Annotated in this window: 23 protein-coding genes; 10 read left to right on the forward strand and 13 right to left on the reverse strand. The window is 69.9% G+C overall.

The window, feature by feature from the left end:
- Position 1: 1 nt before the first annotated feature.
- From trkA to dusB, 6 genes are read right to left on the reverse strand one after another with little or no spacing between them, the layout of a single operon-like run.
- Complete coding sequence (trkA, locus tag FJM51_RS03760; RefSeq protein ID WP_140452772.1) at positions 2-1,384, reverse strand: Trk system potassium transporter TrkA; 1,383 nt, start codon at positions 1,382-1,384, stop codon at positions 2-4.
- A 52-nt stretch (positions 1,385-1,436) separates the two neighbouring features.
- Positions 1,437-2,834 carry a nitrogen assimilation response regulator NtrX gene (ntrX, locus tag FJM51_RS03765; RefSeq protein WP_140452773.1) on the reverse strand — a complete coding sequence of 466 codons (1,398 nt, stop codon included), beginning with the start codon at positions 2,832-2,834 and terminating at the stop codon, positions 1,437-1,439.
- Positions 2,831-5,098 (reverse strand): sensor histidine kinase NtrY-like, encoded by a 2,268-nt coding sequence (locus FJM51_RS03770; protein WP_306419412.1) that lies wholly within the window; start codon positions 5,096-5,098, stop codon positions 2,831-2,833. The genes ntrX and FJM51_RS03770 overlap by 4 nt, the downstream gene beginning before the upstream one ends.
- A 55-nt stretch (positions 5,099-5,153) precedes the next feature.
- Positions 5,154-6,605 carry a nitrogen regulation protein NR(I) gene (gene ntrC, locus FJM51_RS03775; protein WP_140452775.1) on the reverse strand — a complete coding sequence of 484 codons (1,452 nt, stop codon included), beginning with the start codon at positions 6,603-6,605 and terminating at the stop codon, positions 5,154-5,156.
- Between the two features lie 4 nt (positions 6,606-6,609).
- A complete protein-coding gene (locus tag FJM51_RS03780) occupies positions 6,610-7,689 on the reverse strand; it encodes a two-component system sensor histidine kinase NtrB (RefSeq protein ID WP_233712961.1) in 1,080 nt (359 codons plus the stop codon).
- Complete coding sequence (gene dusB / locus FJM51_RS03785) at positions 7,686-8,690, reverse strand: tRNA dihydrouridine synthase DusB (protein WP_140452776.1); 1,005 nt, start codon at positions 8,688-8,690, stop codon at positions 7,686-7,688. The genes FJM51_RS03780 and dusB overlap by 4 nt, the downstream gene beginning before the upstream one ends.
- 168 nt (positions 8,691-8,858) lie before the next feature.
- On the opposite strand from dusB, the gene FJM51_RS03790 reads away from it, so the two are divergent.
- The 3 genes from FJM51_RS03790 to FJM51_RS03800 are packed head-to-tail and all read left to right on the forward strand — an operon-like array spanning position 8,859 to position 11,040.
- Positions 8,859-10,034: a bifunctional 2-C-methyl-D-erythritol 4-phosphate cytidylyltransferase/2-C-methyl-D-erythritol 2,4-cyclodiphosphate synthase gene (locus FJM51_RS03790; protein WP_140452777.1), complete on the forward strand. Its 1,176-nt coding sequence runs from the start codon at positions 8,859-8,861 to the stop codon at positions 10,032-10,034.
- Positions 10,031-10,525, forward strand: a complete 495-nt coding sequence (locus tag FJM51_RS03795; protein ID WP_140452778.1) for a phosphatidylglycerophosphatase A family protein — start codon at positions 10,031-10,033, stop codon at positions 10,523-10,525. Before FJM51_RS03790 ends, FJM51_RS03795 begins: the two co-directional genes overlap by 4 nt.
- Before the next feature lie 14 nt (positions 10,526-10,539).
- The gene (locus FJM51_RS03800; RefSeq protein WP_233712962.1) at positions 10,540-11,040 is read left to right on the forward strand and encodes a CinA family protein; all 501 of its coding nucleotides are present in this window, start codon (positions 10,540-10,542) and stop codon (positions 11,038-11,040) included.
- Here the strand turns inward: FJM51_RS03800 and FJM51_RS03805 are convergent.
- Positions 11,016-11,483, reverse strand: a complete 468-nt coding sequence (locus tag FJM51_RS03805) for a type II toxin-antitoxin system RatA family toxin (RefSeq protein WP_140452779.1) — start codon at positions 11,481-11,483, stop codon at positions 11,016-11,018. The genes FJM51_RS03800 and FJM51_RS03805 overlap by 25 nt on opposite strands.
- Positions 11,484-11,649: 166 nt before the next feature.
- Between FJM51_RS03805 and hpt the strand changes: the two genes are divergently transcribed.
- Entirely contained in the window at positions 11,650-12,195 is a 546-nt protein-coding gene (hpt, locus tag FJM51_RS03810) for a hypoxanthine phosphoribosyltransferase (RefSeq protein ID WP_140452780.1), read from the forward strand.
- Positions 12,196-12,200: 5 nt separating this feature from the next.
- Here the strand turns inward: hpt and FJM51_RS03815 are convergent, their stop codons facing one another.
- From FJM51_RS03815 to ampH, 4 genes are all read right to left on the reverse strand, one after another.
- Complete coding sequence (locus FJM51_RS03815) at positions 12,201-12,614, reverse strand: hypothetical protein (protein ID WP_140452781.1); 414 nt, start codon at positions 12,612-12,614, stop codon at positions 12,201-12,203.
- Between the two features lie 5 nt (positions 12,615-12,619).
- On the reverse strand, positions 12,620-13,981 hold the full coding sequence (locus FJM51_RS03820; RefSeq protein WP_181164435.1) for a TolC family outer membrane protein: 1,362 nt from the start codon (positions 13,979-13,981) through the stop codon (positions 12,620-12,622).
- 96 nt (positions 13,982-14,077) lie between these two features.
- Entirely contained in the window at positions 14,078-14,731 is a 654-nt protein-coding gene (locus tag FJM51_RS03825) for a protein-L-isoaspartate O-methyltransferase family protein (RefSeq protein WP_140452783.1), read from the reverse strand.
- An 86-nt stretch (positions 14,732-14,817) separates the two neighbouring features.
- A complete protein-coding gene (gene ampH / locus FJM51_RS03830) occupies positions 14,818-15,951 on the reverse strand; it encodes a D-alanyl-D-alanine-carboxypeptidase/endopeptidase AmpH (protein ID WP_140452784.1) in 1,134 nt (377 codons plus the stop codon).
- 180 nt (positions 15,952-16,131) lie between these two features.
- Between ampH and FJM51_RS03835 the strand changes: the two genes are divergently transcribed.
- The 5 genes from FJM51_RS03835 to FJM51_RS03855 are packed head-to-tail and all read left to right on the forward strand — an operon-like array spanning position 16,132 to position 20,650.
- Complete coding sequence (locus FJM51_RS03835; protein WP_140452785.1) at positions 16,132-17,427, forward strand: ABC transporter substrate-binding protein; 1,296 nt, start codon at positions 16,132-16,134, stop codon at positions 17,425-17,427.
- 13 nt (positions 17,428-17,440) lie between these two features.
- Positions 17,441-18,322 (forward strand): branched-chain amino acid ABC transporter permease, encoded by an 882-nt coding sequence (locus tag FJM51_RS03840; protein ID WP_140452786.1) that lies wholly within the window; start codon positions 17,441-17,443, stop codon positions 18,320-18,322.
- Positions 18,319-19,260 carry a branched-chain amino acid ABC transporter permease gene (locus tag FJM51_RS03845; protein ID WP_140452787.1) on the forward strand — a complete coding sequence of 314 codons (942 nt, stop codon included), beginning with the start codon at positions 18,319-18,321 and terminating at the stop codon, positions 19,258-19,260. Before FJM51_RS03840 ends, FJM51_RS03845 begins: the two co-directional genes overlap by 4 nt.
- Positions 19,248-19,955 carry an ABC transporter ATP-binding protein gene (locus tag FJM51_RS03850; protein ID WP_140452788.1) on the forward strand — a complete coding sequence of 236 codons (708 nt, stop codon included), beginning with the start codon at positions 19,248-19,250 and terminating at the stop codon, positions 19,953-19,955. The genes FJM51_RS03845 and FJM51_RS03850 overlap by 13 nt, the downstream gene beginning before the upstream one ends.
- Positions 19,955-20,650 carry an ABC transporter ATP-binding protein gene (locus FJM51_RS03855; RefSeq protein ID WP_140452789.1) on the forward strand — a complete coding sequence of 232 codons (696 nt, stop codon included), beginning with the start codon at positions 19,955-19,957 and terminating at the stop codon, positions 20,648-20,650. The genes FJM51_RS03850 and FJM51_RS03855 overlap by 1 nt, the downstream gene beginning before the upstream one ends.
- Positions 20,651-20,702: 52 nt before the next feature.
- Here FJM51_RS03855 and FJM51_RS03860 read toward each other — a convergent pair whose 3' ends face one another.
- Positions 20,703-21,677: an AlbA family DNA-binding domain-containing protein gene (locus FJM51_RS03860; protein WP_181164436.1), complete on the reverse strand. Its 975-nt coding sequence runs from the start codon at positions 21,675-21,677 to the stop codon at positions 20,703-20,705.
- A gap of 173 nt (positions 21,678-21,850) precedes the next feature.
- A complete protein-coding gene (locus tag FJM51_RS03865) occupies positions 21,851-22,798 on the reverse strand; it encodes an AEC family transporter (RefSeq protein WP_181164437.1) in 948 nt (315 codons plus the stop codon).
- Positions 22,799-23,130: 332 nt separating this feature from the next.
- On the opposite strand from FJM51_RS03865, the gene FJM51_RS03870 reads away from it, so the two are divergent.
- Positions 23,131-26,457, forward strand: coding sequence for a transglutaminase family protein (locus FJM51_RS03870; protein WP_140452792.1), 3,327 nt, complete (start codon positions 23,131-23,133; stop codon positions 26,455-26,457).
- Positions 26,458-26,459 lie beyond the last annotated feature (2 nt).

The raw sequence follows: 26,459 nt of genomic DNA on the forward strand, positions 1-26,459 counted from the left end.
CTCAGAAGAAGTCGAAGCCGACCTGGAACAGCCGTTCCACGTCGGCCACCGACTTGCGCATCGCGAAGATGGTGAGTTCGTCGCCCTCCGCGAGCCGGGTGTCGGCCCGGGGGGTGAAGACCTTGTCGCCCCGGCGGATCACGCCGATCCGGGCATCCTCCGGCATTTCCGCCTCGCGCACCATGCGCCCGGCCAGCGCCGAGGTGCGCAGCACCTGCGCCTCGATCACCTCCGCCTCGCCGTCGCCGATCGAATAGACCTGCCGGATCCGGCCGTGGCGCACGTAGCGCAGGATCGAGGAGACGGTGGTCGAGCGCGGGTTCACATAGGCGTCGATCCCGATCGGCTCGACCAGATCGACGAGCGTCTGGTCGTTGAGGAGCGCGATCACGAGCTTGGCGCCGGCCGCCTTGGCGCGGACGCAGGCGAGCAGGTTGGTCTTGTCGTCCTCGGTCAGCGCGACCATCGCATCGGTCTCGGCCACGTTGGCCTCGCGCAGCAGGTCGAGATCGAGCCCGTCGCCCCGCAGCACCACGGCGCGCCGGAGCGCCTCGGCCGCGGTCTCGGCGCGCTCCCTGTCGCGCTCGATCAGCTTCACCTGGGCGCGGGGGCGCAGCCGTTCCATCGTCTGGGCGACGCGCAGCCCGATGTTGCCGCCCCCGATGATCAGCGCCCGCTCGACGCTGAGCGCGTCCTTGCCGAAGGCCTCCATGAAGCGGGCCATGTCCTCGGTCACGACCAGCGCGTAGATCTGGTCGCCCGGCTTCAGCTGCTCGTCGGAGGTCACGACCGCGAGCCGGCCCTTGCGCCGCAGCCCGACGATGACCGCGCGCAGCGTCGAGAAGAGCTCGCTCAGCTGCCGGAGCGGCGTGTAGAGCGCGGCGCAGGAGGCGTCGAGCGTCATGCCGACGAGCTGGGCGCGGTCCTCGAGAAAGCCCTCGATGTCGAAGGCGGCGGGCGCGTTCAGCCGTTGCATCACCGCGTCCGCGACCGAGATCTCGGGCGAGATCACCACGTCGATCGGCAGGTGGCCGGTGCGGTAGAGGTCGGCGTAGATCGCGTCGAGATAGGCCTGGGAGCGCAGCCGGGCGATCTTGCGCGGCACCGAGAAGATCGAATGCGCGACCTGGCAGACGACCATGTTGACCTCGTCGGACTGGGTCGCGGCGATGATCATGTCGGCGTCGCGCGCGCCCGCCTGTTCGAGCACGTCCGGATGCGAGGCGAAGCCGGCGATGCCGCCGATGTCGTAGCCGTCCATCAGCCGGCGCACCAGCGCGGGATCGTTGTCGATCACGGTGACGTTGTTCGCGCCTTCCTCGCGCGCGAGGTGCCGGGCGATCTGGCCGCCCACCTGGCCGGCGCCGCAGATGATGATCTTCATGGACGGTCTTTCCCGACGGGTTCCTCGCGTCCGCGCTTCCGCGGGGGAAGCGTCAGACGGCCTCCTCGGCTTCCTCGTTCCGGCCACCGCGGCCGGCCGAGATGACGTTCAGGGACTTCAGCTTGCGGTGCAAGGCCGAACGCTCCATTCCGACGAAGCTCGCGGTGCGCGAGATGTTGCCGCCGAAGCGGTTGATCTGGGCGAGGAGATATTCGCGCTCGAACATCTCGCGCGCCTCGCGCAGCGCGAGGCCGGCGAAGGAGGCGCCGAGCATGCCGCCGGCGGAGGCGCCGTTGGCCTGGGAATCGGCGGTCAGTTCCTCGGGCTCGATCGGGCCGGTCTCCGAGCCGAGGATCAGCGCGCGTTCGAGCGTGTTGCGGAGCTGGCGCACGTTGCCGGGCCAGCGCATCGTCTGGAGCTGGGCCTCCGCCTCGGGCGAGAGCTCGCGCAGCGGCAGGCCCTGGGTGGCGTTGAGCTCGGTCAGGAAATGCCGCGCGAGTTCGGGCACGTCCTCGCGGCGGGCTTCGAGCGGGGGCACCATGACGGGAACCACGTTCAGCCGGTGGAAGAGCTCGACGCGGAAGCGGCCGGCGGCGGCCTCGCGGGCGAGGTCGCGGGTGGTGGCGGAGAGCACGCGCACGTCGACCCGGACCGTGTCCGAGCCGCCGACGCGCTGGAAGCTCTGGTCGACCAGCACGCGCAGGATCTTCGACTGCGTGCCGAGCGGCATGTCGGCGACCTCGTCGAAGAAGAGGATGCCGGTATGCGCGCGCTCGAAGAGGCCGGGCTCGACGCCGCGCTCGGCGCTTTCGCGGCCGAAGAGCACCTCCTCCATCTGGTCGGCGCCGATCGAGGCGGAATTCACCGTGATGAAGGGGCCGTTCGCGCGGTCGGAGGCGCGGTGGACCGCGCGCGCGGCCACCTCCTTGCCGGAGCCGGCCGGGCCGGTCAGCATCACGCGGCTGTTCGTGCGCGCCACCTTCTCGAGTTGGGAGCGGAGCTGGCGGAAGGCCGGGCTCGAGCCGATCATGACCGAGTTGCTCGTCTCCCTGCCCCGCAGCGCCGCGTTCTCGCGCCTCAGCCGCGAGGCCTCCAGCGCGCGGCCGATCACGACCATGAGCTGGTCGATGTTGAAAGGCTTCTCGATGAAGTCGTAGGCGCCCTGCTTGATCGCGGCGACGGCGATCTCGATGTTGCCGTGGCCGGAGATGATGACGATCGGGATCGCGGGATTGTCGCGCTTCACGCGCTTGAGGATGTCGATGCCGTCGAGCCGGCTGTCCTTCAGCCAGATGTCGAGGATCACCAGGTCGGGGGCGGCGGCGTTGATCTCGGACAGCGCCGCGTCGCTGTCGGCCGCGGTCCGCACCGCGTGGCCCTCGTCGGACAGGATGTCCGCGATCAGCGCGCGGATATCGGGCTCGTCGTCGACCACCAGGATATCGCTCATTGGACGCTCTCTCTCAGTCTCGTGCTTGTCGTTGTCCGGTCTTCCCCGCCGGCCGCGCGGTCCGGAAGCCCGCGCGGCAGGGTGATCCGCGCCCGCGCCCCTACATGGTCCCCGCCCTCGAACAGCCGCGCCGGCAGCAGTTCGAGCGTTCCGTCGTGTTCCTCCACGATCTTCTTGACGATGGGCAGGCCGAGGCCGGTCCCCTTGGCGCGATGCGTCACATAGGGTTCGAAGAGCCGCGTCGGATCCTCCGGCAGGCCGCGGCCGTTGTCCTCGATCTCGATCACGATCTCGCTCTCTCCGCTCGTCATCGCGACGCGGATCTCGCCCGGCGCCGCGCCCTGCCCCGGCTCGCGCTCGTCGATCGCCTCGGCGGCGTTCTTCATCAGATTGGTCAGCGCCTGGTTCATCATCGTGCCGTCGAGATGCGACAGGACGGCGTGCTCGGGCAAGCTCAGGACGTAGCGGATGTCCGGACGGGCGGATTCCTGCAACAGCAGCGCCTCGCCGATCAGCTTGCCGAGGTCGAGGGGCTTGCGCTCCGGCGCGGGCATCCGGGCGAATTTCGAGAATTCGTCGACGATCCGGCGCAGGTCGTTGGTCTGGCGCACGATGACGTCGACGTACTGCTCGAGGCTCTCGCGCTGCTCGCCGACCATCGGGCCGAACTTGCGCCGCATCCGCTCGGCCGAGAGCTGGATCGGGGTGAGCGGGTTCTTGACCTCGTGGGCGATGCGCCGCGCCACGTCGCCCCAGGCGGCGAGGCGCTGGGCGACGACGAGATCGGTGACGTCGTCGAAGGACACGACATAGCCCTCGAGCATCCCGTCCGCGCCGGCGCGCGCCGCGACGCGGGCGAGCAGGTCGCGCTGGCGCCCGTCGCGCAGCACCCGGACCTCGGCCTGGGCGACGGGATGGGGCTTGCGCGGGTCGAGCTTGTCGATGAGCGCGCCGAATTCCGGCGCCGCCTCGCGCAGCGGCCGCGCCGCGGCCGTCGCCGGGTCGAGCGCGAGCAGCGCCGAGGCGGCGGTGTTCATCATCTCGATCCGGCCGAGCCCGTCGAGGCCGATCACCCCGGCCGTGACGCCGGAAAGGACCGAATCGAACAGCCGCCGCCGCCGCTCCGTCTCCGCGTTGATCGCGATCAGCGCGTCGCGCTGGCCCTTCACCTGGCGCGTCATCTTGTTGAAGCCGCGGGAGAGGATCGCGATCTCGTCGCCGCCGGTCTCCTCGCGCACGCGCACGTCGAGATCGCCCTGGCCGACGCGCTCCGCCGCGCGCGCGAGCCGGCCCACGGGCCGCGCCAGCCGCTCGGCGAACCACATCCCCATCCACATCGCGGCGAGAATGACCGCGAGCGCGAAGCCGAGGTAGATGAGCGCGAATTCGAACACCATCCGGCCGCGGTCGGCCTCGAGCTGCTCGTAGAGCCGGACCGTCTCCTTGGTCTCGTCGAGCAGGCTCAGGATCTTCCCGTCGACGTCGCGGCTCACGTAGAGGAAATAGTCGGCGAAACCGTCGAGCCGCAGCAGCGCGCGGAACTCGTTGTGCTCCCAGTCCTGGATCACGACGGTCTCGCCGGAGCGCGCCTCCTCGATCTCCGCCGGGCTCGGCGGGCTGTAGTCGAAGAGATAGCTCCGCTCGCCGCGCGAGCGGATCCGCGCGTCGCCGTCGATCACATAGGCCTTGGGCAGCGCGCGCTGCATCTGGAGCTGGCCATGGGTCAGCGTCTCGCGAAGCTGGCCGCCCGACATCAGCGGATAGCGCCGCTTCTGCTCCTCGATGTAGCGCGCGAGCGCGCCGGCGTCGGTGGTCAGCGTCACGCGATGCTCGTCCTCGTAGGCCTGCGCCGCGGCGAGCGAATTGGAGACCACGTTGCGCACCCGGTCGGAGAACCAGCCCTCCAGCCCCACGTTGAGCGTGATCGTCGCGAAGATCGCGACGAGGATCGTCGGGATCAGCGCGATCAGCGTGAAGAAGCGCACCAGCCGCATGTGCAGCGTCGCGCCCGAGCCCTTCTTGCGCTCCGAGATCATCTCCGCGAGGCGGCGGACGACGAAGCCGGCGACGATGAGCGCGTAGACGAAATCGGCGAGCAGCACGACGCGGAGCGACCTGCCCCCGCCGAGCCATTCCATCTCGCCGAGCACGGCGAAGGTGGCGATGGCGAGCATGGGCGCGAGCGCGACCATGAGCCAGAAGCCCGCGGCCTGGACGCCGCGGTTGCTCCGCCATCGGCCCAGACGCAACCAGGCCAGGGTCAACGATGACGCGCGCATTCTTGTGTTACGCTTGGTTTCCAGCTCGACTGTTGCAGTCTTACATCATCCGCTTGCCACGTGTCACCCGAATGTCGAGATCCTTGATCTTTTTCCGCAGCGTGTTCCGGTTGATGCCCAGCAATTCCGCGGTCCGCACCTGATTGCCGCGCGTCGCGGCGAGGCTGAGCGCGATCAGCGGCAGTTCCATCTCCTTCAGGATCCGCTCGTAGAGCCCGTCGGGCGGCAGGCCGTCGCCGTGCAGGTCGAAATAGCGGCGCAGATGCCCCTCGATCGCATGGGCGAGGCGCTGCGGCTGCGGGCCGGAGGGGCTGGTCGCCGAACTCGGCCGCGCCGAGATCTCCTGCCCGACGACCGCGCCCGAGATCACGTCGTCCGGGCAGAGCACGCAGAGCCGGCGCATCAGGTTCTCGAGCTCGCGCACGTTGCCCGACCATTCCTGCTTCTTCAGGATGTCGAGCGCCTCCTTCGAGATCGACTTGCGCGGCAGCCCCTCCGCCTCGGCCCGGCGCAGGAAGGCGCGGGCGAGGTCGGGCACGTCCTCGAGCCGTTCGCGCAGCGGCGGCAGGCGGATCGGCACGACGTTGAGGCGGTAGAACAGATCCTCGCGGAACCGGCCCTCGTTGATCAGGCCGCGCAGGTCCTGGTGGGTGGCCGCGACGATGCGCACATCCGCCGTCTGCACCTCGCGGCCGCCGACGCGGGTGAACTCGCCCTCCTGCAGCACGCGCAGGAGCCGCGTCTGCGCCTCGAGCGGCATGTCGCCCACCTCGTCGAGGAAGAGCGTCCCGCCCTTGGCGAGTTCGAACTTGCCCGACATCGCCCGGTCGGCGCCGGTGAAGGCGCCCTTCTCGTGGCCGAAGAGTTCGCTCTCGATCATCTCGCGCGGGATCGCGGCCATGTTGATCGCGACGAAGGGGCCGTTCTTGCGCAGGCCGAAATTGTGCAGCGCGCGGGCGACGAGCTCCTTGCCGGTGCCGCTCTCGCCGTTGATCATCACGCCGAGGTCGGTGTTCATGAGCCGCGCGAGGATGCGGTAGACCTCCTGCATCGCCGGGCTGCGCCCGATCAGCGGCAGGTTGTCCTCGCGCTGCGGCTCCGGCTCGTCGGCGGCGGGGGCGCGGCGGGTCTTCTGGTTCAGCGCCTTGGAGACCTGGCCCAGCACCTCCTTCAGGTCGAAGGGTTTCGGCAGGTATTCGTAGGCGCCGACCTCGGCGGCGCGGATCGCCGTCATCACCGTGTTCTGCGCGCTCATCACGATCACCGGCAGGTCCGGCCGGCGCTTCCTGATCGCGGGCAGGAGGTCGAGCGCGTCGCCGTCGGGCAGCATCACGTCGGTGACGACGACGTCGCCCTCGCCCTCCTCCACCCAGCGCCAGAGGGTCGAGGCGGTTCCAGTCGCGCGGACCCGGCAGCCGGCGCGGGTCAGCGCCTGCGCGAGCACGGTGCGGATCGTGCGGTCGTCGTCCGCGACGAGGATCGTTCCTTCCATCGCCTCAGGCTCCCATCGCGTCGCGCCAGACCGGCAGGCGCACGCGGAAGCGCGTGCGGCCCGGGCGGCTGTCGCATTCGACGACGCCGCCGTGGTCGGCGACGAATTTCGACACCAGCGACAGGCCGAGCCCGGTGCCGTTCACCTTGGAACTGACGAAGGGGTCGAACACGTCGCGGATCAGGTTCTCCGGAATCCCCGGCCCGTTGTCGGTGATGGTGACGACGAGCGGCAGGCTCTCGCTCTGCCTGCCGCTCGGACCCATCATCTTCACCCCGGGACGGAAGGCGCTCGAGATGCCGATCGTGCCGCCGACGCGCGGCACCGCCTCGGCCGCGTTCTTGAGCAGGTTCTGGAACACCTGCAGCAGCTGGTCGGGATCGCCGGGGGTCGCGGGCAGCGACGGGTCGTAATCCTCGGAGAAGCGCACATGCGCGGCGAAGCCCGCCTGGGCGGCGCGCCGGGCGCGGTCGAGCACGTCGTGGATGTTGAGCGGCTGGCGCTGCGCGGGGCGCAGGTCGCCGAACTGCTCCACCTTGTCGACGAGCTTGCCGATGCGCGCCGCCTCCGCCTGGATCAGGCCGGTCAGTTCCCGGTCCGCCTCGCCGAGGCTCATCTCAAGGAGCTGCGCCGCGCCGGAGATGCCGGCGAGCGGGTTGCGGATCTCGTGCGCGAGCATCGCGGCCATGCCCGTCACCGACCGCGCGGCGGAGCGGTGGTTGAGGCTGCGGTCCATCTTGTCGGCCATGCCCTGAGGATGCATCAAGAGCAGGATCTCTCCCTCGTTGTCTTGCAGGGGGGTCGCGTGGACGTTCTGCGGCTGCGGCGGCTGTTCGCCCCAGGCGACCATCACGTTGTACTGGGCGACCGAGAAATTGTTCCGCCGCGCCTGGCGGATCACCTCGAGCACGGCGCTGTCGTGGCCGAGGAAGCGGCCGATCGGCCGGCCGGTCATCTGGCGCAGCGAGACCCCGCCGAAGCTCTCGGCGGCGGGATTGGCGGTGCGGATCTGGTCCTCCGCGTCGAGCACCACGGCGGGATAGGGAATGGCGCTCCAGAGCGCCTCGAAACCGGTCACGATCACGCCGCCGCCTCCCGCGCGGTTTGGTCCGCGCCATCGAGATCCGGAACCTCGGCGCGCAGGATCGCGGTCACCGCCTCCGGGCTCGCCGCCCGCATCAGCCGCGCCCGCGCCGGCGCCGAGCCCGGCAGGCGGTCGAGATACCAGCCGAGATGCTTGCGCGCCACGCGCGCGCCGATGTCGCGGCCATAGAAGCCGAGCATCGCCTCGTAATGGCCGATCACGTAGTCGGCGAGCGCGGCGCCCCGGGGGGCCGCGGGCACCGGCGCGCCGGCGAGTTCGGCGGCGATCTGGCCCGGCAGCCAGGGCGCGCCGCGCGCCGCGCGGCCGATCATCACGCCCCGGGCGCCCGAGGCCGCGAGGGCCGCGCGCGCCTCCGCCGCGTCGCGGATGTCGCCATTGGCGATGACCGGGATCGAAACCGCGCGGGAGACCGCCGCGATCGCCGCCCAGTCGGCGCTTCCGGTGTAGAACTGGCAGCGCGTGCGGCCATGAACGGTGATCCGCGCCACCCCCGCCGCCTCGGCCCGCCGCGCGAGTTCCGGCGCGTTCAGCGCCTCCGCGTCCCAGCCGAGCCGGGTCTTGACCGTCACCGGCACGTCGACCGCGGCCACCACCGCCTCGACGATCGCGAGCGCGAGATCGAGGTCGCGCATCAGCGCCGAGCCGGAGAGGCCGTTGGTGACCTTCTTCGCCGGACAGCCGAAGTTGATGTCGATGAGGCGCGCGCCCTCGCCCGCGCAGTAGCGCGCCGCCTCCGCCATCGGCCCGGGCTCGCGCCCGGCCAGTTGCGCCCCGCTGCGTTCCGCCGCGCGCCCGATCCGCGCCTTGCCGCGCGCGAGCGGCCGCGCGCTCAGAACCTCGCCGCTCGCGATCATCTCGGAAAACACCATCGCGGCGCCATGGTCCAGCGCGCGCTCCCGGAACGGCAGATCAGTGATTCCGGCCATCGGTGCGAGAAAAACGGGCGCCGGGGGGCTCATGCGATCCAAAGAGACATCCATATGCCCAATCCGTGTGCATCTTCGGACCTGATTAACAAATGGCCGCACACAAGGCAAGCACCGCTCGGGAAACCGTCCATCGCCGCCGCGGCGGCGCCCATGGGATTGCCCCGGACGCGTCCGCGCCTCTATAAACGGCGAACAACAGATCCAGGGGGGCCGGGACCGATGGCAATCGCCGCGCTGATCGTCGCCGCCGGCCGTGGGACGCGGCTCGGCGGAGATATTCCCAAGCAGTACCAGGATCTTGGCGGAGAGGCGATCCTCACGCGCACGATCCGGGCGCTGCTGGCCCATCCCGAGGTGGGCGCGGTGCTGACCGTGATCGCCCCCGACGACATCATGCTCTACCACAAGGCCACGCGGGACATCGCCGACCGCCGGCTGCTGCCGCCGGTCGCCGGCGCGGACAACCGCGCGGGCTCGGTCCGGGCGGGGCTCGAGGCGCTGACGCTGCTCGCGCCCGACATGGTGCTGATCCACGACGCCGCGCGCCCCTTCGTGACCGGGGAGGTGATCGGCGCCGTGATCGCGGCGCTGCGCGAGGTGCCGGGCGCGGTGCCCTGCCTGCCGGTGGTCGACGCGCTCTGGGAGATCGACCGGGGCCGCGCCGGCCGCGCCATCCCGCGCGACGGGCTGACCCGGGCGCAGACGCCGCAGGGTTTCGCCTTCAACGCGATCCTCGCCGCGCATCGCGGTCTCGCCGATCCGGCGCGCGCGCTCGACGACGTCGCGGTGGCGCGGGAGGCCGGGCTCGCGGTGCGGATCGTGCCGGGCGACGAGGCGAATGTGAAGATCACCACCCCGGCCGATCTCGTCCGCGCCCGGGCGCGCGTCGCGGATCCGGCCGTTCAGGAGACTGCCATGGATATCCGCGTCGGCAACGGTTTCGACGTCCACGCCTTCGGCCCCGGCGACGGGGTCACGCTCTGCGGCGTGCGCCTGCCCTTCGACCGCGGCCTCGTCGGCCATTCCGACGCCGACGTGGGCATGCACGCGCTGACCGACGCGATCTTCGGCGCGCTCGCCGAGGGCGACATCGGCCAGTGGTTCCCGCCGTCGGAGCCGGAATGGAAGGGCGCCGCCTCGGAGATCTTCCTGCGCAAGGCGGTGGAGCGGGCGGATGCGCGCGGCTTCGCGGTCAGCGCGCTCGACTGCACCCTGGTCTGCGAGAAGCCGAAGATCGGCCCCCGCGCCGCCGAGATGCGCGCGGAACTGGCGCGCATCACCGGGATCGACCTGGAGCGGATCAGCGTGAAGGCGACGACCTCCGAACGGCTCGGCTTCACCGGGCGCGAGGAAGGCATCGCCGCGCTCGCCACGGCGACGCTGGTGAAGCCGTGACGCGGTTCATCGCGACCTTCGCCGGGGTCGGGCTGCTGCGCCCCGCGCCCGGCACCTGGGGCTCGCTCGCCGCCGTCGCGCTCGGCTACCTGCTGCACCGGCTCGGCGGCTTCCCGCTGCTCGGTTTCGCGACGCTCGCGCTGTTCCTGGTCGGGTTCTGGGCGGTGCGGATCGAGACCGCCGACGACCCGGCGAAGGATCCGGGCGAATTCGTCGTCGACGAGGTGGTGGGCCAGTGGATCGCCCTCTTCCCGCTCTCGGCCGGGCTCTGGGCGATGGGCGCGCCGCCGGCGCTCTTCCCGTGGCCGGGCTGGGTCGGCGGCTTCCTGATGTTCCGGCTGTTCGACATCTGGAAGCCCTGGCTCGTCGGCCGGGCCGACCGGCTGCACTCGCCGCTCGGCCTGATGCTCGACGACGTGGTGGCGGGCCTATTCGCCGCGGTCGCGGTCGCGGTCGCGGCGGCGATCTCGCACGGCCTCATGGGCATGTGACGGGAGGCGCGGAGATGGCCGGGGCGGGCATGATCGACGAGACGCGGGCGCGCGCGCTCCTCGGGGCGGCGCGGGCGCGGGGCTGGCATGTCGCGACCGCGGAGAGCTGCACCGGCGGGCTGGTGGCCGCGGCGCTGACCGACATCCCCGGCTCCTCGGACGTGTTCGACCGGGGCTATCTCACCTATTCCAACGCGGCCAAGTCCGAGATGATCGGCGTGCCGGGCGACCTCATCGCCGAGCACGGCGCGGTTTCCGAGCCGGTCGCCCGCGCGATGGCCGAGGGGGCGCGCCGCGCCTCCGGCGCCGATCTCGCCATCGCGATCACCGGCGTGGCGGGCCCCGGCGCCTCGGCGGCGAAACCCGAGGGGCTGGTCTGGTTCGCCACCGCCACCGCCCGGGGCACCGTCGCGGAGCGGCGCGACTTCGGGCCGCTCGGCCGGGGGAACGTGCGGGCGCGCGCGGTCGAGACCGCGCTCGAACTCGGGCTTCAGGCGGTGGTGGGCGCGCCGTAGAGCGCCGCCGCCCGCGCCTCGAAGGCGCGCACGATCCGGAGCATCGCCTCGTTGAACACGAAGCCGATCAGCTTCGAGAGGATCGCGGAGCGGAACTCGAAATCGACGAAGAAATCCACCTCGCAGCGGTGCTCGCCGAGCGGGACGAACTTCCAGCGGTTGCGCAGGTAGCGGAAGGGGCCGTCGATGTATTCGACGTCGATCGTGCGCGCCTCGGGCCGCATCGTCACGCGGCTGCCGAACTTCTCGCGGTAGACCTTGAACGAGATGACGAGATCGGCCTCCATCACCTCGCCCCCGCCGTCGGGCAGCGGCGTCACCGAGCGGATCCGCGCCGCCGAGCACCAGGGCAGGAATTCGGGATAGCGTCCGACATCGGCGATCAGCGCGTACATCTGATCGGCCGAATAGGGCATGATCCGGGTTTCCGCGTGGGTGGGCATGGGTCGCTCGACCTTCTGTACTGGCCCGGGGCGCGCGCCCGGGTTTCGCGTTGTCGGTCCCGGTATTTGACAATAGGATCCGGCGGGCACAAGGCCCGGGGGCAAGAACTTGCCCCGGGCCCCCGAGGCGGCGGCGCGCCGCGCAATGCGAGGATCAAGGTCCGGAATGAACCCCCGCCCCTATGCGATCGACACGCTGATCTCCGCGAAGGCGATCGCGGCCCGGGTCGAGTCGCTCGCCCGCGAGATCTCCGAATTCTACCAAGGCACCGAGAAGCTCGTGGTGGTCGGCCTGCTGCGCGGCTCCTTCATCTTCATCGCCGATCTGGTGCGCGAGATCGACCTGCCGATCGAGGTCGATTTCCTCGAGGCCTCCTCCTACGGCAATGCGATGGAATCGAGCCGCGAGGTGCGGATCCTGAAGGACCTGCGCGGCGAGATCGAGGGGCGCGACGTGCTGGTGGTGGAGGACATCATCGACACGGGTTTCACCCTCAGCCACGTGCTCGCGATCCTGCGCACGCGCCGTCCGCGGCGGCTCGAGGTCTGCGCGCTGCTCGACAAGCCGTCGCGGCGCGAGGTCGCGGTCGATGCGCGCTGGATCGGCTTCGAGATCCCGGACCGCTTCGTGGTCGGCTACGGCATCGACTACGGCCAGCGCAACCGCAACCTGCCCTTCATCGGGGCGGTGCGCTTCGCCGAGCATTCCTGAGAAGGTCAGTCGCCGCCGCGTTCGGCGCGGAGCGCCTCCTCGACCTCGCGCCGGACCATCCGGCGCAGGTCGCGGCTGATGCGCTCGCCGAATTCGCCGCGAAGTTCCTCGCGCACGATCTCGTTCACGATGCGCCGCAGCCCTTCCTCGTCGAGGATCGGGGCGCCGGAGAGCAGGCCCGCCCCCTCGGCCAGCCGGCCGGGCGCGGCGCGCGCGTCCACCCGCATGTCCGGGGTCAGCATCAGCACGCCCTCCCCGGCCTCTTCCTCGCCGATCTCGTCGGGCTCGTGCATCCGGGCGCTGGTCTCGGCCGAGACGAGGGCGCGGATCGAGGCGAGCACCTCGGACAGCGCCTGCCGGTTCGGGCCTTTCGCCTGATCCTCGGGCTGGTGGTCCGGACGGTCCTCGTCGCCCGACATGCGCGTCACTGCTGCCAGCGGGCGCGGACGCGGTCGACGGCGGAGGTATCGTAGCCACCGCGCGGGCCGTTCCGGACCTGGTTGAAATAGACGTTCGGGTCGTAGTCCTGCACGCCGAGCTTCAGATGCTCGGCCGTGAGCAGGCCCATCGCCTGGAGCACGGCGTAGGCGGCGACGTATTCGTTGCGATGCGAGCGCACCACCTCGGCCTCCGCCTGCAGCCGGTCCTGGTTCGAGTTCAGCACGTCGAGCGTCGAGCGCGCGCCGAGGCGGGCTTCCTCGACCACGCCCTCGTAGGCGATGCGCGAGGCGTCGAGCTGGCGCTGGTTCGCGAGGATCGTCGCCTTCGCGACGTCGAGCTGGATCCAGGCCGCGTTGACGTTCTGCGTGACGTTGCGGCCGGCGGCCTGCAGTTGCGACTTGCGCTGATCGACGACCTGCTGCGCCTGGCGCACGACGCTGTCGAGATTGCCGCCGGTGGTGAGCGGCAGGCTGCCGCTGACCCCGACCTGGCCGATCATCCGGTCATAGCCCTGGTAGCGGTTGTAGCCCTGATAGCCGTAGGAGCCGGAGACCGAGACGGTCGGACCCTTGGCGGCGAGCGCGCGGTCGAAATCGGCGATCGCGCCGCGCTCGGCGAACTGGGCGGAGATGATCTGCGGGTTGCTGCGCAGGCCGATCGCGACCGCGTCGCGCACCGTCTTCGTCAGATCCGGCGTCGGCGGCGGCGGCTCGAGATCGCCGGGGAGCGTGCCGACCGCGGCGAGATAGGCCTGGCGCGCGGTCTGGAGATTGCCCTCCGCGTCGGCGAGCTGGGCGCGCGAGCTCTGCAGCTGCGCCTCGGTCAGGCTGACGTCGGTGCGCGTCACCTCGCCCACGTCGAAACGGTTGTTGATCGCGCGCCGCTGCTCCTCGAGCACCTGCACGTCGTTCCGCGCGATCTGAAGGAATTCCACCGCCTGGCGCACGTCCATGTAGGACGAGACCGCCGCGTAGAGCACCTGCTGCTCCACGTCGAGCAGGTCGGCGCGGGCCGCGGCGATCGACATCCGGGCGGATTCGATCGCGGCCGCGGTCTGGCCGTGGTCGTAGACGAGAAGGCTCGCCTCGAGCGCCGCGTTGTAATAGTCCGGAATCTGGACGTAATCGTCGTCCGAGACCGCGAAGGCATTCGCACTCGCGGACAGCTGCGACTGGATCTTCTTCGCGGATTCCGCCTGCGGCAGCCGTTCGTCGGTGGCGCGCAGCGCGGCGCGCGCCGCCTGAAGCGTCGGGCTGGTCTGGTAGGCCTTCACCAGGGTGTCGGCGAGTGTCTCGGCGAAACCGGCCCCGGGCAACGCCACGGCGACCGCCATGGCCGTCGACATCAGAAACGGTCGAAGTCGCTTCGCCATCATGTCCTCGATTAACTGCTCCCGGCCCGCTGGCCGGGCTTCGTGCGCGCGACTATCGTCCGGGCGGGCTCAGAATACAAATGTTTTCGCCGTTTCGAAACCGATTAGTTTCGGCGCCGAGGCGTCGAAGACACGCCTCCAGGCGATGCCATGGGCCATCTTGATCCCGAGCCGCGCCTGGCCGCCGCGGCCTTCGAGGAAGATCGCGACGATCCGGCCGCCCATCTTGAGCTGGTCGGTGATCGCCTCCGGCAGCACCTCGATCCCGCCCTCGACGATGATCGCGTCGTAGGGGCCCTGCCCTGGCACGCCGGCGGCGAGCGGTCCGTTCTCGACGATCGCATTGTCGACCGAATGGGCGGAGAGCAGCGTCTCGGCCCGGCCGGCGAGATCCTCGATCTCCTCGAGCGCGATAACCGCCTCGGCCATGCGCGCGAGCACCGCGCTCGAATAGCCGTAACCGCAGCCGATATCGAGCACGAGGTCGGAGCCGCCGACGTTGAGCGCGTCGAGCATCTTCGCGAAGACCCGGGGATCGAGCAGGACGCGCCCCGGCGCGATCGGCATGTGCTCGCCGAGATAGGCCACCGGCCGCAGCGCCTCGGGCAGGAACTCCTCCCGCGGGACGGCCAGCATCGCCTCGATGATGGGATACCGGGTCACGTCGGACGGACGAACCTGGCAATCGACCATGGCTTCGCGCGCCGCTGCGAAATCGATCATGCTGGGAAACCCCGGAGCTTATTGTCTGTCGGCAGCCGTGATCGCACATTTTCCGCGGGGCGGCAACCGAGAGCCCCGCGCCGCCCTCAGCGCCCGGCGAGCGCGTCGAGGAGGTCGTTCACCGTCTTAACCATCGCCGGAAAGCCCGTGACGCTGAACTGGTTCATCGCCGCGAAGACGGCGACCTTCCGGCTCGGCGCCATCGCGACATAGGAGAAGACGCCCTGCAGCCCGCCGGTCTTCTGCAGGACGAGCGGCGCGTTGTCGCGGGGCAGCATCACGACCCAGCCGAGCCCCATCGCATCCATCGTCCCGCCGTCGTCGAGGCCCGAGACCGGGTCGAGCCCGTCGCGGTAGCGCCAGGCGGCCTGGTCGAGCAGGCGCCATTCCGCGTCCTCGGCGGAACCGGTGTCGAGCTGCCAGGCGAGCCAGCGCAGCATGTCGTTCGGCGTCGAATAGAGCCCGCCCGCGCATTCGATCGTGACCGGCGTCGGCGCGAAGGGCATCGGCGCGCCCGAGAAGTCATGGCCGCGCATCAGCCGCGGCTCCTGCTCCGGCGTGGGGGCGAAGGTCGTGTCGGCCATGCCGTTCGGCCTCAGCACGCGCTCGGCCAGCAGATCCGCGTAGGGCTGGCCGGCGGTATGGGCGAGCGCGGCGCCGAGCAGGTCGAAACCGTAGTTGGAATAGAGGATGCCCCGCCCCGGCGTGAAGAGAAGCGGCGCCCCCAGCCCCGCGAGCTGCGCGGCGTGGGTATTGCCGGCGAAGGGATCGTCGGGCGGCCCCGGCTGGGCCGGCACCTCGCGCGGCAGGCCCGAGGACTGGGTGACGAGATCGATGAGGCGAATCGGAACGCCGTCGCGCTCGGGAAAGCTCACCCCCTCGAAACCCGCGCGCGATTCCAGCGTGTCTGTCAGCGCGAGCCTGTCCCGCGCGACGAGATCCGCGAGCGCGGCGCCGCAGAAGACCTTGCTGATCGAGCCGACGCGCAGCAGCGTGTCGCCGTCGGGTGCCTGGCCGTCGCCCCGGTCGCCGAAGCCGCGCACCGCCGTCTCGCCGTCGCGGATCGCCGCGAGCACGAAACCCGGGGAGCCGACGCTGAGCGAGCCAATCACCCCGTCGAACTCCACCATCTCGTCGAGCAGCGGATCGGCGCGGCCGGGCGCCGCCCCCGGGCCGATCCAGAGGCCGAGCAGCAGTCCCGCCAGGATCTTCGCGCGCATCCCGTCTCTCCCTCCCGTGACCCGGCGCCTTCCGAGTCGTCCGGGCGAGGATAGACCGGAAATTCCCCGCGGGGCCGCGGGTTTCGCCGCCGGGGTAGACATTCGCGCGGACGGCCGACAATCTCGACGCCGAGAGAGCGGCGGCGCGGTCCGCGGCCGAAGCATCGCGGAGCCCGAGAGATGACGAAGATCCCTGTTCCCGGCACGCTGTCGCGCCGCGGCCTGTTGCGCGGCATGGCCGCGGGCGGCGGGCTGATCGCGGGCGCCGGCGCCTTCCCCCGCTTCGTCCAGGCGCAAAGTTCCGCCCCCTACCGGCTCGGTTTCCAGGTGCATCGCACCGGTATCGGCGCCACCTACGGGCGCTGGTACGAACGCACGGTGAACGCCGCGCTCGAGGTGCTGAACGCGGGCGGCGGGATCAACGGCCGTCCGGTCGAACTCGTCTTCGAGGACGATGCGACCGACCCGAAGCGCGGCGCGGAGGTGTTCGAGAAGCTCGTGACGCGGCATGGCTGCGACCTCGTCTTCGGCGCGCTCTTCTCCCATGTCGTCGTCGGCACGGCGCCGCGCGCGCAGGAACTGAAGGTGCCCTATCTTGTCTGTTCGGAGGGCCACCACGTCGCCTCCGGCGCGCTCAACCGCTGGACGCTCCAGCCCGGCATCACCGATGTGAAGAGCCAGGTGCAGGCGATGGCGCCATGGGTCTCGGCGAACCTCGGCAAGAAGGTCACGATGATCTATCCCGACTACGCGTTCGGCTACGATCACCGCGACAATTTCACCGCCGCGATGGCCGCGCAGGGCGGCGAGGTGATCGCCGCGCTCGGCATTCCGCCGACCGAGACCTCCTTCACGCGCTACCTGCCCCGGATCCCGAAGGAGACCGAGGTGATCTACCATGTGATGGTCGGCCCCGCGGTGCTGACCTTCGTCAAGGAACTCGGCGAATTCTATTCCGGCGGCGATCATCCGGCGATCTTCGGCTTCATCGACTCGCTCGAGGGCGTCGACGTCGCGAGCCCGGGGCTCGAGTTCCTCGAGGGCACGCATTTCTGGGAAGGCCAGTGCCGCGATCTCCAGGAGGATGCGACGCCGGTGGAGACCTTCTACCGCGAGGCGGTGGGCGTGGATGCGAAGGGGGCCGCGATCGAGGATCCGCGCAACATCTCGACCTATTCGCACATGTTCTCGACCTGGGAGACGCTCTTCGCGCTCAAGACCGCGATGGAGGCGGCGCAGTACGGCGGCCGGGAGGATGGCGAGGCGCTGGTCGAGGCCTTCGAGGCGATGAGCGAGATGCCCTATTCGAACGAGCATCCGCAGGGCGACAAGATCTTCAACGGGCGCACGCACCAGGCCTTCGGGGTCCAGAACATCTCGAAGATCGAGGACGGGCGGCTGGTCCGGGTCCATACGACGACGATCGAGGACGGGCTCTATCCCGACGAGGTGGACTACACCACGCGGCCCTTCTGACCCCGCCCGCGCCGTGGATCTCGGACCCTACCTGCTGCTCGCCGCGCTCGAGGGGCTGACCTCGGCGGCGGTGCTGGCGCTGACGGCGGCCGGGCTCAGCCTCGTCTTCGGGGTGATGCGCGTCGTCAACGTCGCCCATGGCGAGTTCTTCATGCTCGGCGCCGTCATCGCCTGGTTCGTGACCGCCCATGTCGGCGGGCCGCCCTGGCTCGGCTTCCTGCTCGCGCTGGCGCTGAGCCCGCTCGTCGTCGGCGCGATCGCCGCGGCCGCCGACCGGCTGGTGCTGAAACGGCTGAACTACGATCCCGAGGCGACCATCGTCGCGACGATCGGCCTGCTCTACCTGCTGCAGCAGGCGGCGCTGAGCTTCTACGGTCCCGACGCGCGGCCGGTGCCGGCGCCCTTCGACTGGCGCGTCCGGTTTCCCTGGTTCGGCTATTCCGGCTACAAGCTCTTCGTGATCGCCGCGGCCGGCGCGCTTCTCTGCGGGCTCTGGCTCCTGATGGCGCGGACCCGCTTCGGCCTGGTGATGCGCGCGACGCAATACGATCCGCGCACCGCGCAGGCCTTCGGGATCGACACCGACCGGGTCTACGCCGGCGTCTTCGCGCTCGGCGCCGGGCTCGCGGCGGCGGCGGCGGTGCTGATCGCGCCGATCTCCCAGGCGCATTACCTGATGGGCGGCGACCCGCTGCTCCTCTCCTTCGTCGTCGTGATCATCGGCGGTCTCGGGAGCCTGCGCGGCACGCTGGCCGCGGCGCTGCTGATCGGCGTCGGCGAGGGCATGGTCTCGGTCTTCTTCTCGCCGACGCTCGCGAAGATCCTCGCGACGCTCGCGGTGGCGCTGGTACTCGTCTTCCGGCCCGAGGGGCTCTTCGGGGCGCGCGCGCGATGACGACCGCGCGGCTCATCCTCCTTCACCTCGCCTTCCTCGCGGCGCTCGGCGCGGTCGGGCTGGCGCTGCCGGCCTATCACGAGGCGAACCTCGTCCGGATCATGCTGCTCTCGGTCTTCGCGATCGGCTACAACATCGCCTTCGGCTACGCGGGGCTGCTCAGCCTCGGCCACGCGCTCTTCTTCGCGGCGGGCATGTACGCCGCGGGGCTCGGCGCGACGCTCGGCGGCTGGGGCGGCGGGACGGCGCTCGGCGCGGGGATCGCGGCGGGCGCGCTCGTCGCGTTCCTGACCGGGCTGCTCGCGCTCCGCGCCAGCGGCACGGCCTTCATGATCGTGACGCTCATGTTCGCCCAGGCCGGCGCGCTCACCATCCTGCAGTTCGGCGAGATCACCCGGGGCGACGAGGGTTTCGTCGTGCCGGAGGCGGCGCGCGCGCTCGCGGGCCTGCCGCTCACGGACGAGACGGCGCGCTTCGCCGTCGCCTTCGCGGCCTTCGCCCTCGCGCTCGTCGGCTCGCTCCTGCTCGCGCGCTCGGCCCTCGGCCGGGTGCTCGTCGCGATGCGCGAGAACGCGGAGCGGGCGCGGATGCTCGGCTACGACCCGTTCCGCTACCGGCTGATCGCGCTCACGCTCTCGGGCCTCTGCGCGGGGACGGCGGGGGCGCTCTACGCGCTCGCCTTCGGCTACGTGGGCGCGAGCTTCGCGGGGATCCAGTATTCGATCCTGCCGCTCCTCTGGGTGCTGACGGGGGGCGCGGGGACGGTGCTCGGCCCCTTCCTCGGCACGCTCGTCATGTACTACCTCGTCGATCTCGCCGGCGCCATCACCACGGCGACGCTGATGGTGGTCGGCGCGGCGCTGCTCGCGCTCGTGCTCTTCGCGCCGAAGGGCATCCTCGGCGCGCTCCGTGCCCGGGTGGCGCCATGGCTGCCGTGATTCTGGAGGCGCGCGGGCTCACGAAGACCTTCGGCGGGCTCCGCGCGGTCGACGGCGTCGATTTCGACCTGCGCCGCGGCGAGATCCACGCGCTGATCGGGCCGAACGGCGCGGGCAAGACCACCTTCGTGAGCCTGCTCTGCGGCCGGATCGCACCCTCCTCCGGCACGATCCGCTTCGAGGGGCGCGACATCACCCGCCTGCCCGCCCATGCCCGCGTCCGGCTCGGCATCGCCTATACCTTCCAGATCACCTCGATCTTCCCGCGCCTCACCGCCTTCGAGAACGTCGCCATCGCCGCGCAGCGGCTCGGGTCGCGCGGATGCGAGGCGCGGGCGCGCGCGGTGCTGGAGCGGGTCGGGATCGCGGCGGAGGCGGGCGCGCGCGCGGGCGATCTCTCCTACGGCCACCAGCGCCTCGTCGAGATCGCGATGGGCCTCGCGCTGGAGCCCCGGCTCCTGATCCTCGACGAACCGACCCAGGGGCTCGCCAACGCCGAGGTCGACCGTTTCGCCGCGCTGATCGAGGGGCTCGCCGGCGGCGCGACGATCCTGCTCATCGAGCACAACATGGACCTCGTGATGCGGCTCGCGGAGCGGATCACCGTGCTCGACGGCGGGACGAAGCTCGCCGAGGGCGCGCCGGAGGCGATCCGCGCGGACCCGGCGGTGCGCGCCGCCTATCTGGGGGGATGATGCTCGAGATCTCCGGCATCGACGCGGGTTACGGGAACGTCCGGGTGCTCCGGGGCGTGAGCCTCGCCGTCGCCCCGGGCGAGGTGCTCTGCGTGATGGGCCGCAACGGCGCGGGCAAGTCCACGCTCCTGAAGGCGGTCCTCGGCCTCGCCCGCGTCACCGCCGGATCGATCCGGCTCGGGGAGACGGAACTGACCGGGCTGCCGGCGCACCGGATCCCGCGCGCGGGGCTCGGCTACGTGCCGCAGGGCCGCCGGCTCTTCGCGGAGCTGACGGTGGCGGAGAATCTCGAGATCGGGCTGATGACGCGGCGGAAGGGCGCCGCGACGCGCGACCGCGTGCTCGACCTCTTCCCCCGGCTCCGCGAGCGGCTGGGCCAGATCTCCGGCACGCTCTCGGGGGGCGAGCAGCAGATGCTCGCGACCGCCCGCGCGCTCTGCCTCGAACCCTCCGTTCTCCTGCTCGACGAGCCGACCGAGGGGCTGCAGCCCTCGATGATCGCGCTGATCCGCGAGACGGTGACGCGGCTCCGCGCCGAGGGCGTCGCCGTGGTCCTGGTCGAGCAGCGCATCGAGGCGGTGCTGAGCATCGCCGACCGCGTGGCCTTCCTCGTCAACGGCGAGGTGGCCGAGGTGCTGCCGGCGGCGGGGCTGGACCCGCGGGCGGAGGTGTTTGCAAGATGGGTGGGGGTCTAGAATTGTTTGAAACGACCGCTAAACCGTAGCGCCACGTAGGGCTGGGGTTCTTTTAAGGCTCAAAGAAATCCGGAATCATATCAACCGCTTTCCCCACTATCTTATTCACTTTAAAATGTGATCCCAATCGAAATTCTTTCGGTTCTCCGGGACAATTTTCTGTCGCAAGCGAAAAAGTCATGGTCAAGTTCTCTAAAGATCTTACTTCTGCCATCATCGCTTCGGCTGTTTTGGAAAGCGGACGCAGGGCCATCCCCACACGCATATTGTGTGATTCATAACAACCTGGCAAGATAGTATAATCGAACCTAACAGGAACTCGAGTTTCTGGCATTTTCACAGGATATTTTTCCCGAGAGAAATGGATGTCCAATCCATTTTCTCTATCATGGGTGTACGCTCGAGGATTCAGTTGCCATTTATATGCCGCTACTCGTCCCGTATTCTCTAGGCGAAATTTCAATTGAAATTCTACAAAAACATAATCTTTTCCGACTGCGAACTGCTCTGCCTCAATTCCTTCGAGATTAAAATCTAAGGTTGGGCTGGTAAGACGCTGCCGGAGCAACTCGATGTAAGAATGTGAAGCAGGGATAGAACGCCCGGCCTGCCTCACATAATAGAGATGACTTTTTGTATCTTGGTGGGGAGCCAGAAGGCTATCCCCAAAATCAATTACTACAACCACCCTCCCAGAGGGGATCCTTGAGACGTCTGCTCTCGCAACTGTGTGAACGCGAAAGTCGCTCAGAGGATAACTCAGTAAGTTGGGCAGTTTCTGTTCGATCCAATCTCGCATGGTGGCTCGCCCCATTTGGGCTGGTAATCCGTCGGGTACTCCGTCGTCCTTTACACCCAAGATTAAGCTACCGCCCCCAGAATTCGCAAAAGCTGAAGCCGCCTTTGCGAGTGCGTTGAGAAAGGCGTTCCGATCGTCAAAGAGAGCTCCGGATTTACGTTCAAAATTATCCGACTCCTCCAACGGCAAATCATCGATGTCCGCCTCGGACCAACTGTCTCGTTTCATTCGCGTGTCCGGATCTTGCCGAAAGAGTGAATTTGTGGTGGCCCTGCTTAGCCTACGGCTATGCGCATTGGGCATTAATTCCTGCCTGTGGGAGGCTGCGAGGGCAATCAGCGTTTCTGGTTCCATGTTCCGATGCTCAGCGTAGGCGGACGTCTTTCACTGGTGCGGCCCCCTCAAATCTCCACCAGCCCCCAATGCCCCAATAACGCCAGGATCACCGAGAGCGTCGCCGCCGAGCAGACGGTCGCGGCGAAGAGCGCGGTGGCGGTCAGTTTCGCCTCGCCGAAGCGGCCGCCGATGATCGGGTACATGCTCATGATCGGGGCGCCGGCGAAGATCACGCCGGTCGCGAAGGTCGCGGGGTCGACGCCGGAAGCGCCGAGGACCAGCGCGACGAGGAGCGGGTGCAGGACGAGCTTGCCCGCGACGATGCGCCCGACGCCCGTCGGCAGGTTCTGCGTCTCGAGCCCGGCGAGCGTGCCGCCGACGACGAAGAGCGCGAGGGGCGCGGCGACCGCGGCCAGCATCGAGATCGGCTTCGCCACCGGCGGAGGCAGCGTCAGCCCCGTGGCGGCGAAGGCGCCGCCGAGCATGATCGCGACCATCAGCGGATTGCGCGCGAGGCTCGCCCCCATCGTCAGGATCATGCCGCGCCGCGAGCGGCTCTGGCCGAGGCCGATGTCGGCGATCGCCATCGCGATCGGCAGCACGAACATGTTCTCGATGATCATGTTCTGCGCGAAGACCCCGGCGGCGGAGGGGCCGATCACCATGGTGGCGATCGGATAGCCCATGAAGCCGGTGTTCGAGCCGCAGACGCCGAGCGCGCGCACCGCCGCCGGCGTCACCGCGCGCCCGAAGATCCGCCGCGCCGCGAGATAGCCGAGCGCGAAGAGCCCCAGCGTCGTGCCGCCGTAGCCGAGCAGATAGGCGTGGTTGAGCGTGTCCCCGAGGGGCGCGCTGGTGATGGCGGAGAGGACCAGCGCCGGCATCGCGATCTTGAAGACGAAGGCGCCGAGCCCGCGCAGCGCGTCGCCGAAATAGCCCGAGCGCACCGCGACATAGCCGGCCGCGATGATGAGAAAGACCGGGGCGATGACGCCGAGGACCGAGAGGATCACCGCGCCCCCTCCCCGGCCCGGCCGTTCTGGCGCCTGACGCGGCGGGGGATCGCGGGCGGTCTCATGCGGGGGTGTTCCTTTCCGGAAGGTCCGGGCCGTCCCCCGGCGGGCGGGGCGGTCCGGAGCGGAGCCTAGCGGGCGCCCCGGGGCTTGCAAAGGCCCGGGGCCGGCGAACCCCCGGATCGTTCCGTCTCTGCCCTCCCGAGGGCGCGGGCGCCAAATCGCTGGGCGTTTCCGCCGCCGCGGGGCCGCGCGGCTCGGAAAATGCTTGTCGCGCGCGCCGATGTCCTGTGAAACGGTAGCCCGGAGACCTAGCCGGAGTTGGGGAACGCATGTCGATCAAGGCCGCCATCTATCACCTGACGCATTACAAGTACGATCGTCCGGTCACGCTCGGCCCGCAGATCATCCGCCTTCGCCCCGCGCCGCATTCGCGCACCCGCGTCATCTCGCATTCGCTGCGCGTCAGCCCCGGCGGGCATTTCGTCAACCACCAGCAGGATCCCTACGGCAACTGGCTCGCCCGCTTCGTCTTTCCCGAGCCGGTGCGCGAACTGAGGATCGAGGTCGATCTCGTCGCGGACATGACGGTCTACAACCCGTTCGACTTCTTCGTGGAGGAGAGCGCGGAGGAATGGCCGTTCGAGTATCCGGCCGACATCCGCGAGGATCTCTCGATCTACATGACGCCCGAGCCGGTCGGGCCGAGGCTCGCGGCCTTCCTCGACACCATCCCGCGGGAGACGGCGCGCACGGTCGATTTCGTCGTCGGGCTCAACGCGCGGCTCAGCCAGCACGTGGGCTACGTGATCCGGATGGAGCCGGGCGTGCAGACGCCGGAGGAAACCTTCGAACGCGGCACCGGCTCCTGCCGCGACTCGTCCTGGCTGCTGGTGCAGATCCTGCGCAACCTCGGTCTCGCGGCGCGGTTCGTCTCGGGCTACCTGATCCAGCTGAAGCCCGATCTCGTCGCGCTCGACGGGCCGGCGGGGACGGATCACGACTTCACCGACCTGCATGCCTGGTGCGAGGTCTACCTGCCCGGCGCGGGCTGGATCGGGCTCGACCCGACGAGCGGCCTGCTGACCGGCGAGAGCCATGTGCCGCTGGCCGCGACCCCGCATTTCCGCAACGCCGCGCCGATCTCGGGGATGGCGAGCTACGCCGAGGTCGATTTCGCCTTCGACATGAAGATCTCCCGCGTCGCGGAGCATCCCCGGATCACCAAGCCCTATTCCGAAGAGGCCTGGGCCGATCTCAACGTGCTCGGCGCGCAGGTCGACCGCGCGCTCGCCGAGGGCGACGTGCGCCTGACGATGGGCGGCGAGCCCACCTTCGTCTCGATCGACGATTTCGAGAGCGGGGAGTGGAATACCGACGCGGTCGGGCCGACCAAGCGCGGCCGGGCCGACCTGCTGATCAGGCGGCTGCGCGACAGGTTCGCGCCGGGCGGCTTCCTGCACTACGGCCAGGGCAAGTGGTATCCGGGCGAGACGCTGCCGCGCTGGACCTTCTCGCTCTACTGGCGGCGCGACGGCAAGCCGATCTGGTCCAACGCCGGGCTGATCGCGGGCGAGGGCGAGGATACCGGCGTCGGCCCGAACGAGGCGGAGCAGCTGCTGATGGGGATCGCCGACGTGCTCGGCGTCGATCATGACCTGGTCATTCCCGCCTTCGAGGATCCGGCGAGCTGGATCCTGAAGGAAGCGAACCTGCCCGAGAACGTGACGCCGGAGAATTCCAAGCTCGAGGACGCGGAGGAGCGCCACCGGATCAGCCGCGTCTTCGCCCGCGGCCTGACCGAGCCCACGGGCTTCGTGCTGCCGGTCCAGCGCTGGCAGGCGCGCGCCGCCGACGCGCGGCGCTGGCGCTCGGAACGCTGGAAGCTGCGGCGGAAGTACCTCTTCCTCGTGCCGGGCGACAGCCCCGTGGGCTATCGCATCCCGCTCTCCTCGCTGCCCTATGTGCCGCCCTCCTCCTATCCCTACACCAACGTCGCCGATCCGACCGAGCCGAGGAGCGCGCTCCCCGATTTCGACGTGGCGGTGCCCGAGATCCGGCCGAACCGGCAGGCGAGCTTCACCGCCGCGGAGCCGGTGCAGGACCGCATCGAGCAGCAGATGGGCGAGCTCGACGGCGCGGTGCGCACCGCGCTCTCGGTCGAGCCGCGCGACGGCCGGCTCTGCGTCTTCATGCCGCCGGTCGAGCGGCTCGAGGATTATCTCGAACTGATCGCCGCGGCCGAGGCGGCGGCGAAGGCGATGAACCTGCCGGTGCATATCGAGGGCTATGCCCCGCCGCACGATCCGCGCCTCAACGTCGTGCGCGTCGCGCCGGACCCGGGCGTGATCGAGGTGAACATCCAGCCCGCCCATTCCTGGGAGGACTGCGTCTTCATCACCGAGACGGTCTACGAGGAGGCGCGCCAGTCGCGCCTCGGCGCCGACAAGTTCATGATCGACGGCCGCCATACCGGCACCGGCGGCGGCAACCACGTGGTCGTCGGCGGCTCGAACACGCTCGACAGCCCGTTCCTGCGCCGGCCCGACCTGCTCAGGAGCCTGATCCTGCACTGGCAGCGGCATCCGTCGATGTCCTACCTCTTCTCCGGGCTCTTCATCGGCCCGACAAGCCAGGCGCCGCGGGTGGACGAGGCGCGCCACGACGGGCTCTACGAGCTCGAGATCGCGATGGCGCAGATGCCGCCGCCCGGCCAGGGCGTGCAGCCGCTGCCCTGGCTCGTCGACCGGCTGCTCCGGAACCTGCTCGTCGACGTCACCGGCAACACGCATCGCGCCGAGATCTGCATCGACAAGCTCTATTCCCCGGACGGGCCGACCGGCCGGCTCGGCCTCGTCGAGTTCCGGGGTTTCGAGATGCCGCCCGATCCCCGGATGTCGCTCGCCCAGCAGCTGTTGATCCGGGCGCTGATCGCGCGCTACTGGGCGGCGCCGGCGGGCGGCGACTTCACGCGCTGGGGCATGGCGCTGCACGACCGCTTCATGCTGCCGCATTTCGTCTGGGAGGATTTCCTCGACGTGCTGCGCGACCTGACGGCGAACGGCTTCGCGATGCGCCCGGACTGGTTCGAGGCGCAGGCGGAGTTCCGCTTCCCGTTCTGCGGCGAGGTCGAGCACGAGGGGGTGCATCTCGAGCTGCGCGCCGCGCTCGAACCCTGGCACGTGCTGGGCGAGACCGGCGCGATCGGCGGCACGGTGCGCTATACCGACAGTTCGACTGAGCGGCTGCAGGTAAAGCTCACCGCGACCAACCCGGGCCGCTACGCCGTGGTCTGTGGCGGACGCCGGCTGCCGCTGACCGAGACCGGAACGAGCGGCGTCTCGGTCGCGGGCGTGCGCTACAAGGCCTGGCAGCCGGCGCAGGCGCTCCATCCGGTGATCCCGGTGCATGCGCCGCTGACCTTCGACATCTACGACACCTGGAACAACCGCGCGCTCGGCGGCTGCGTCTATCACGTCGCCCATCCGGGCGGGCGCAACTACGACACCTTCCCGGTGAACGGCAACGAGGCGGAGGCGCGCCGGCTCGCCCGGTTCGAGCCGAGGGGGCACACGCCCGGCCTCTACCTGCCGCCGCTCGAGATGCCGAACCGCGCCTTCCCGCTGACGCTCGACCTGCGCCGCTCCGCCGGAGTGTGACG

Origin of the sequence: Amaricoccus solimangrovi, assembly GCF_006385685.1 — a bacterium.
Taxonomy (GTDB): domain Bacteria; phylum Pseudomonadota; class Alphaproteobacteria; order Rhodobacterales; family Rhodobacteraceae; genus Amaricoccus; species Amaricoccus solimangrovi.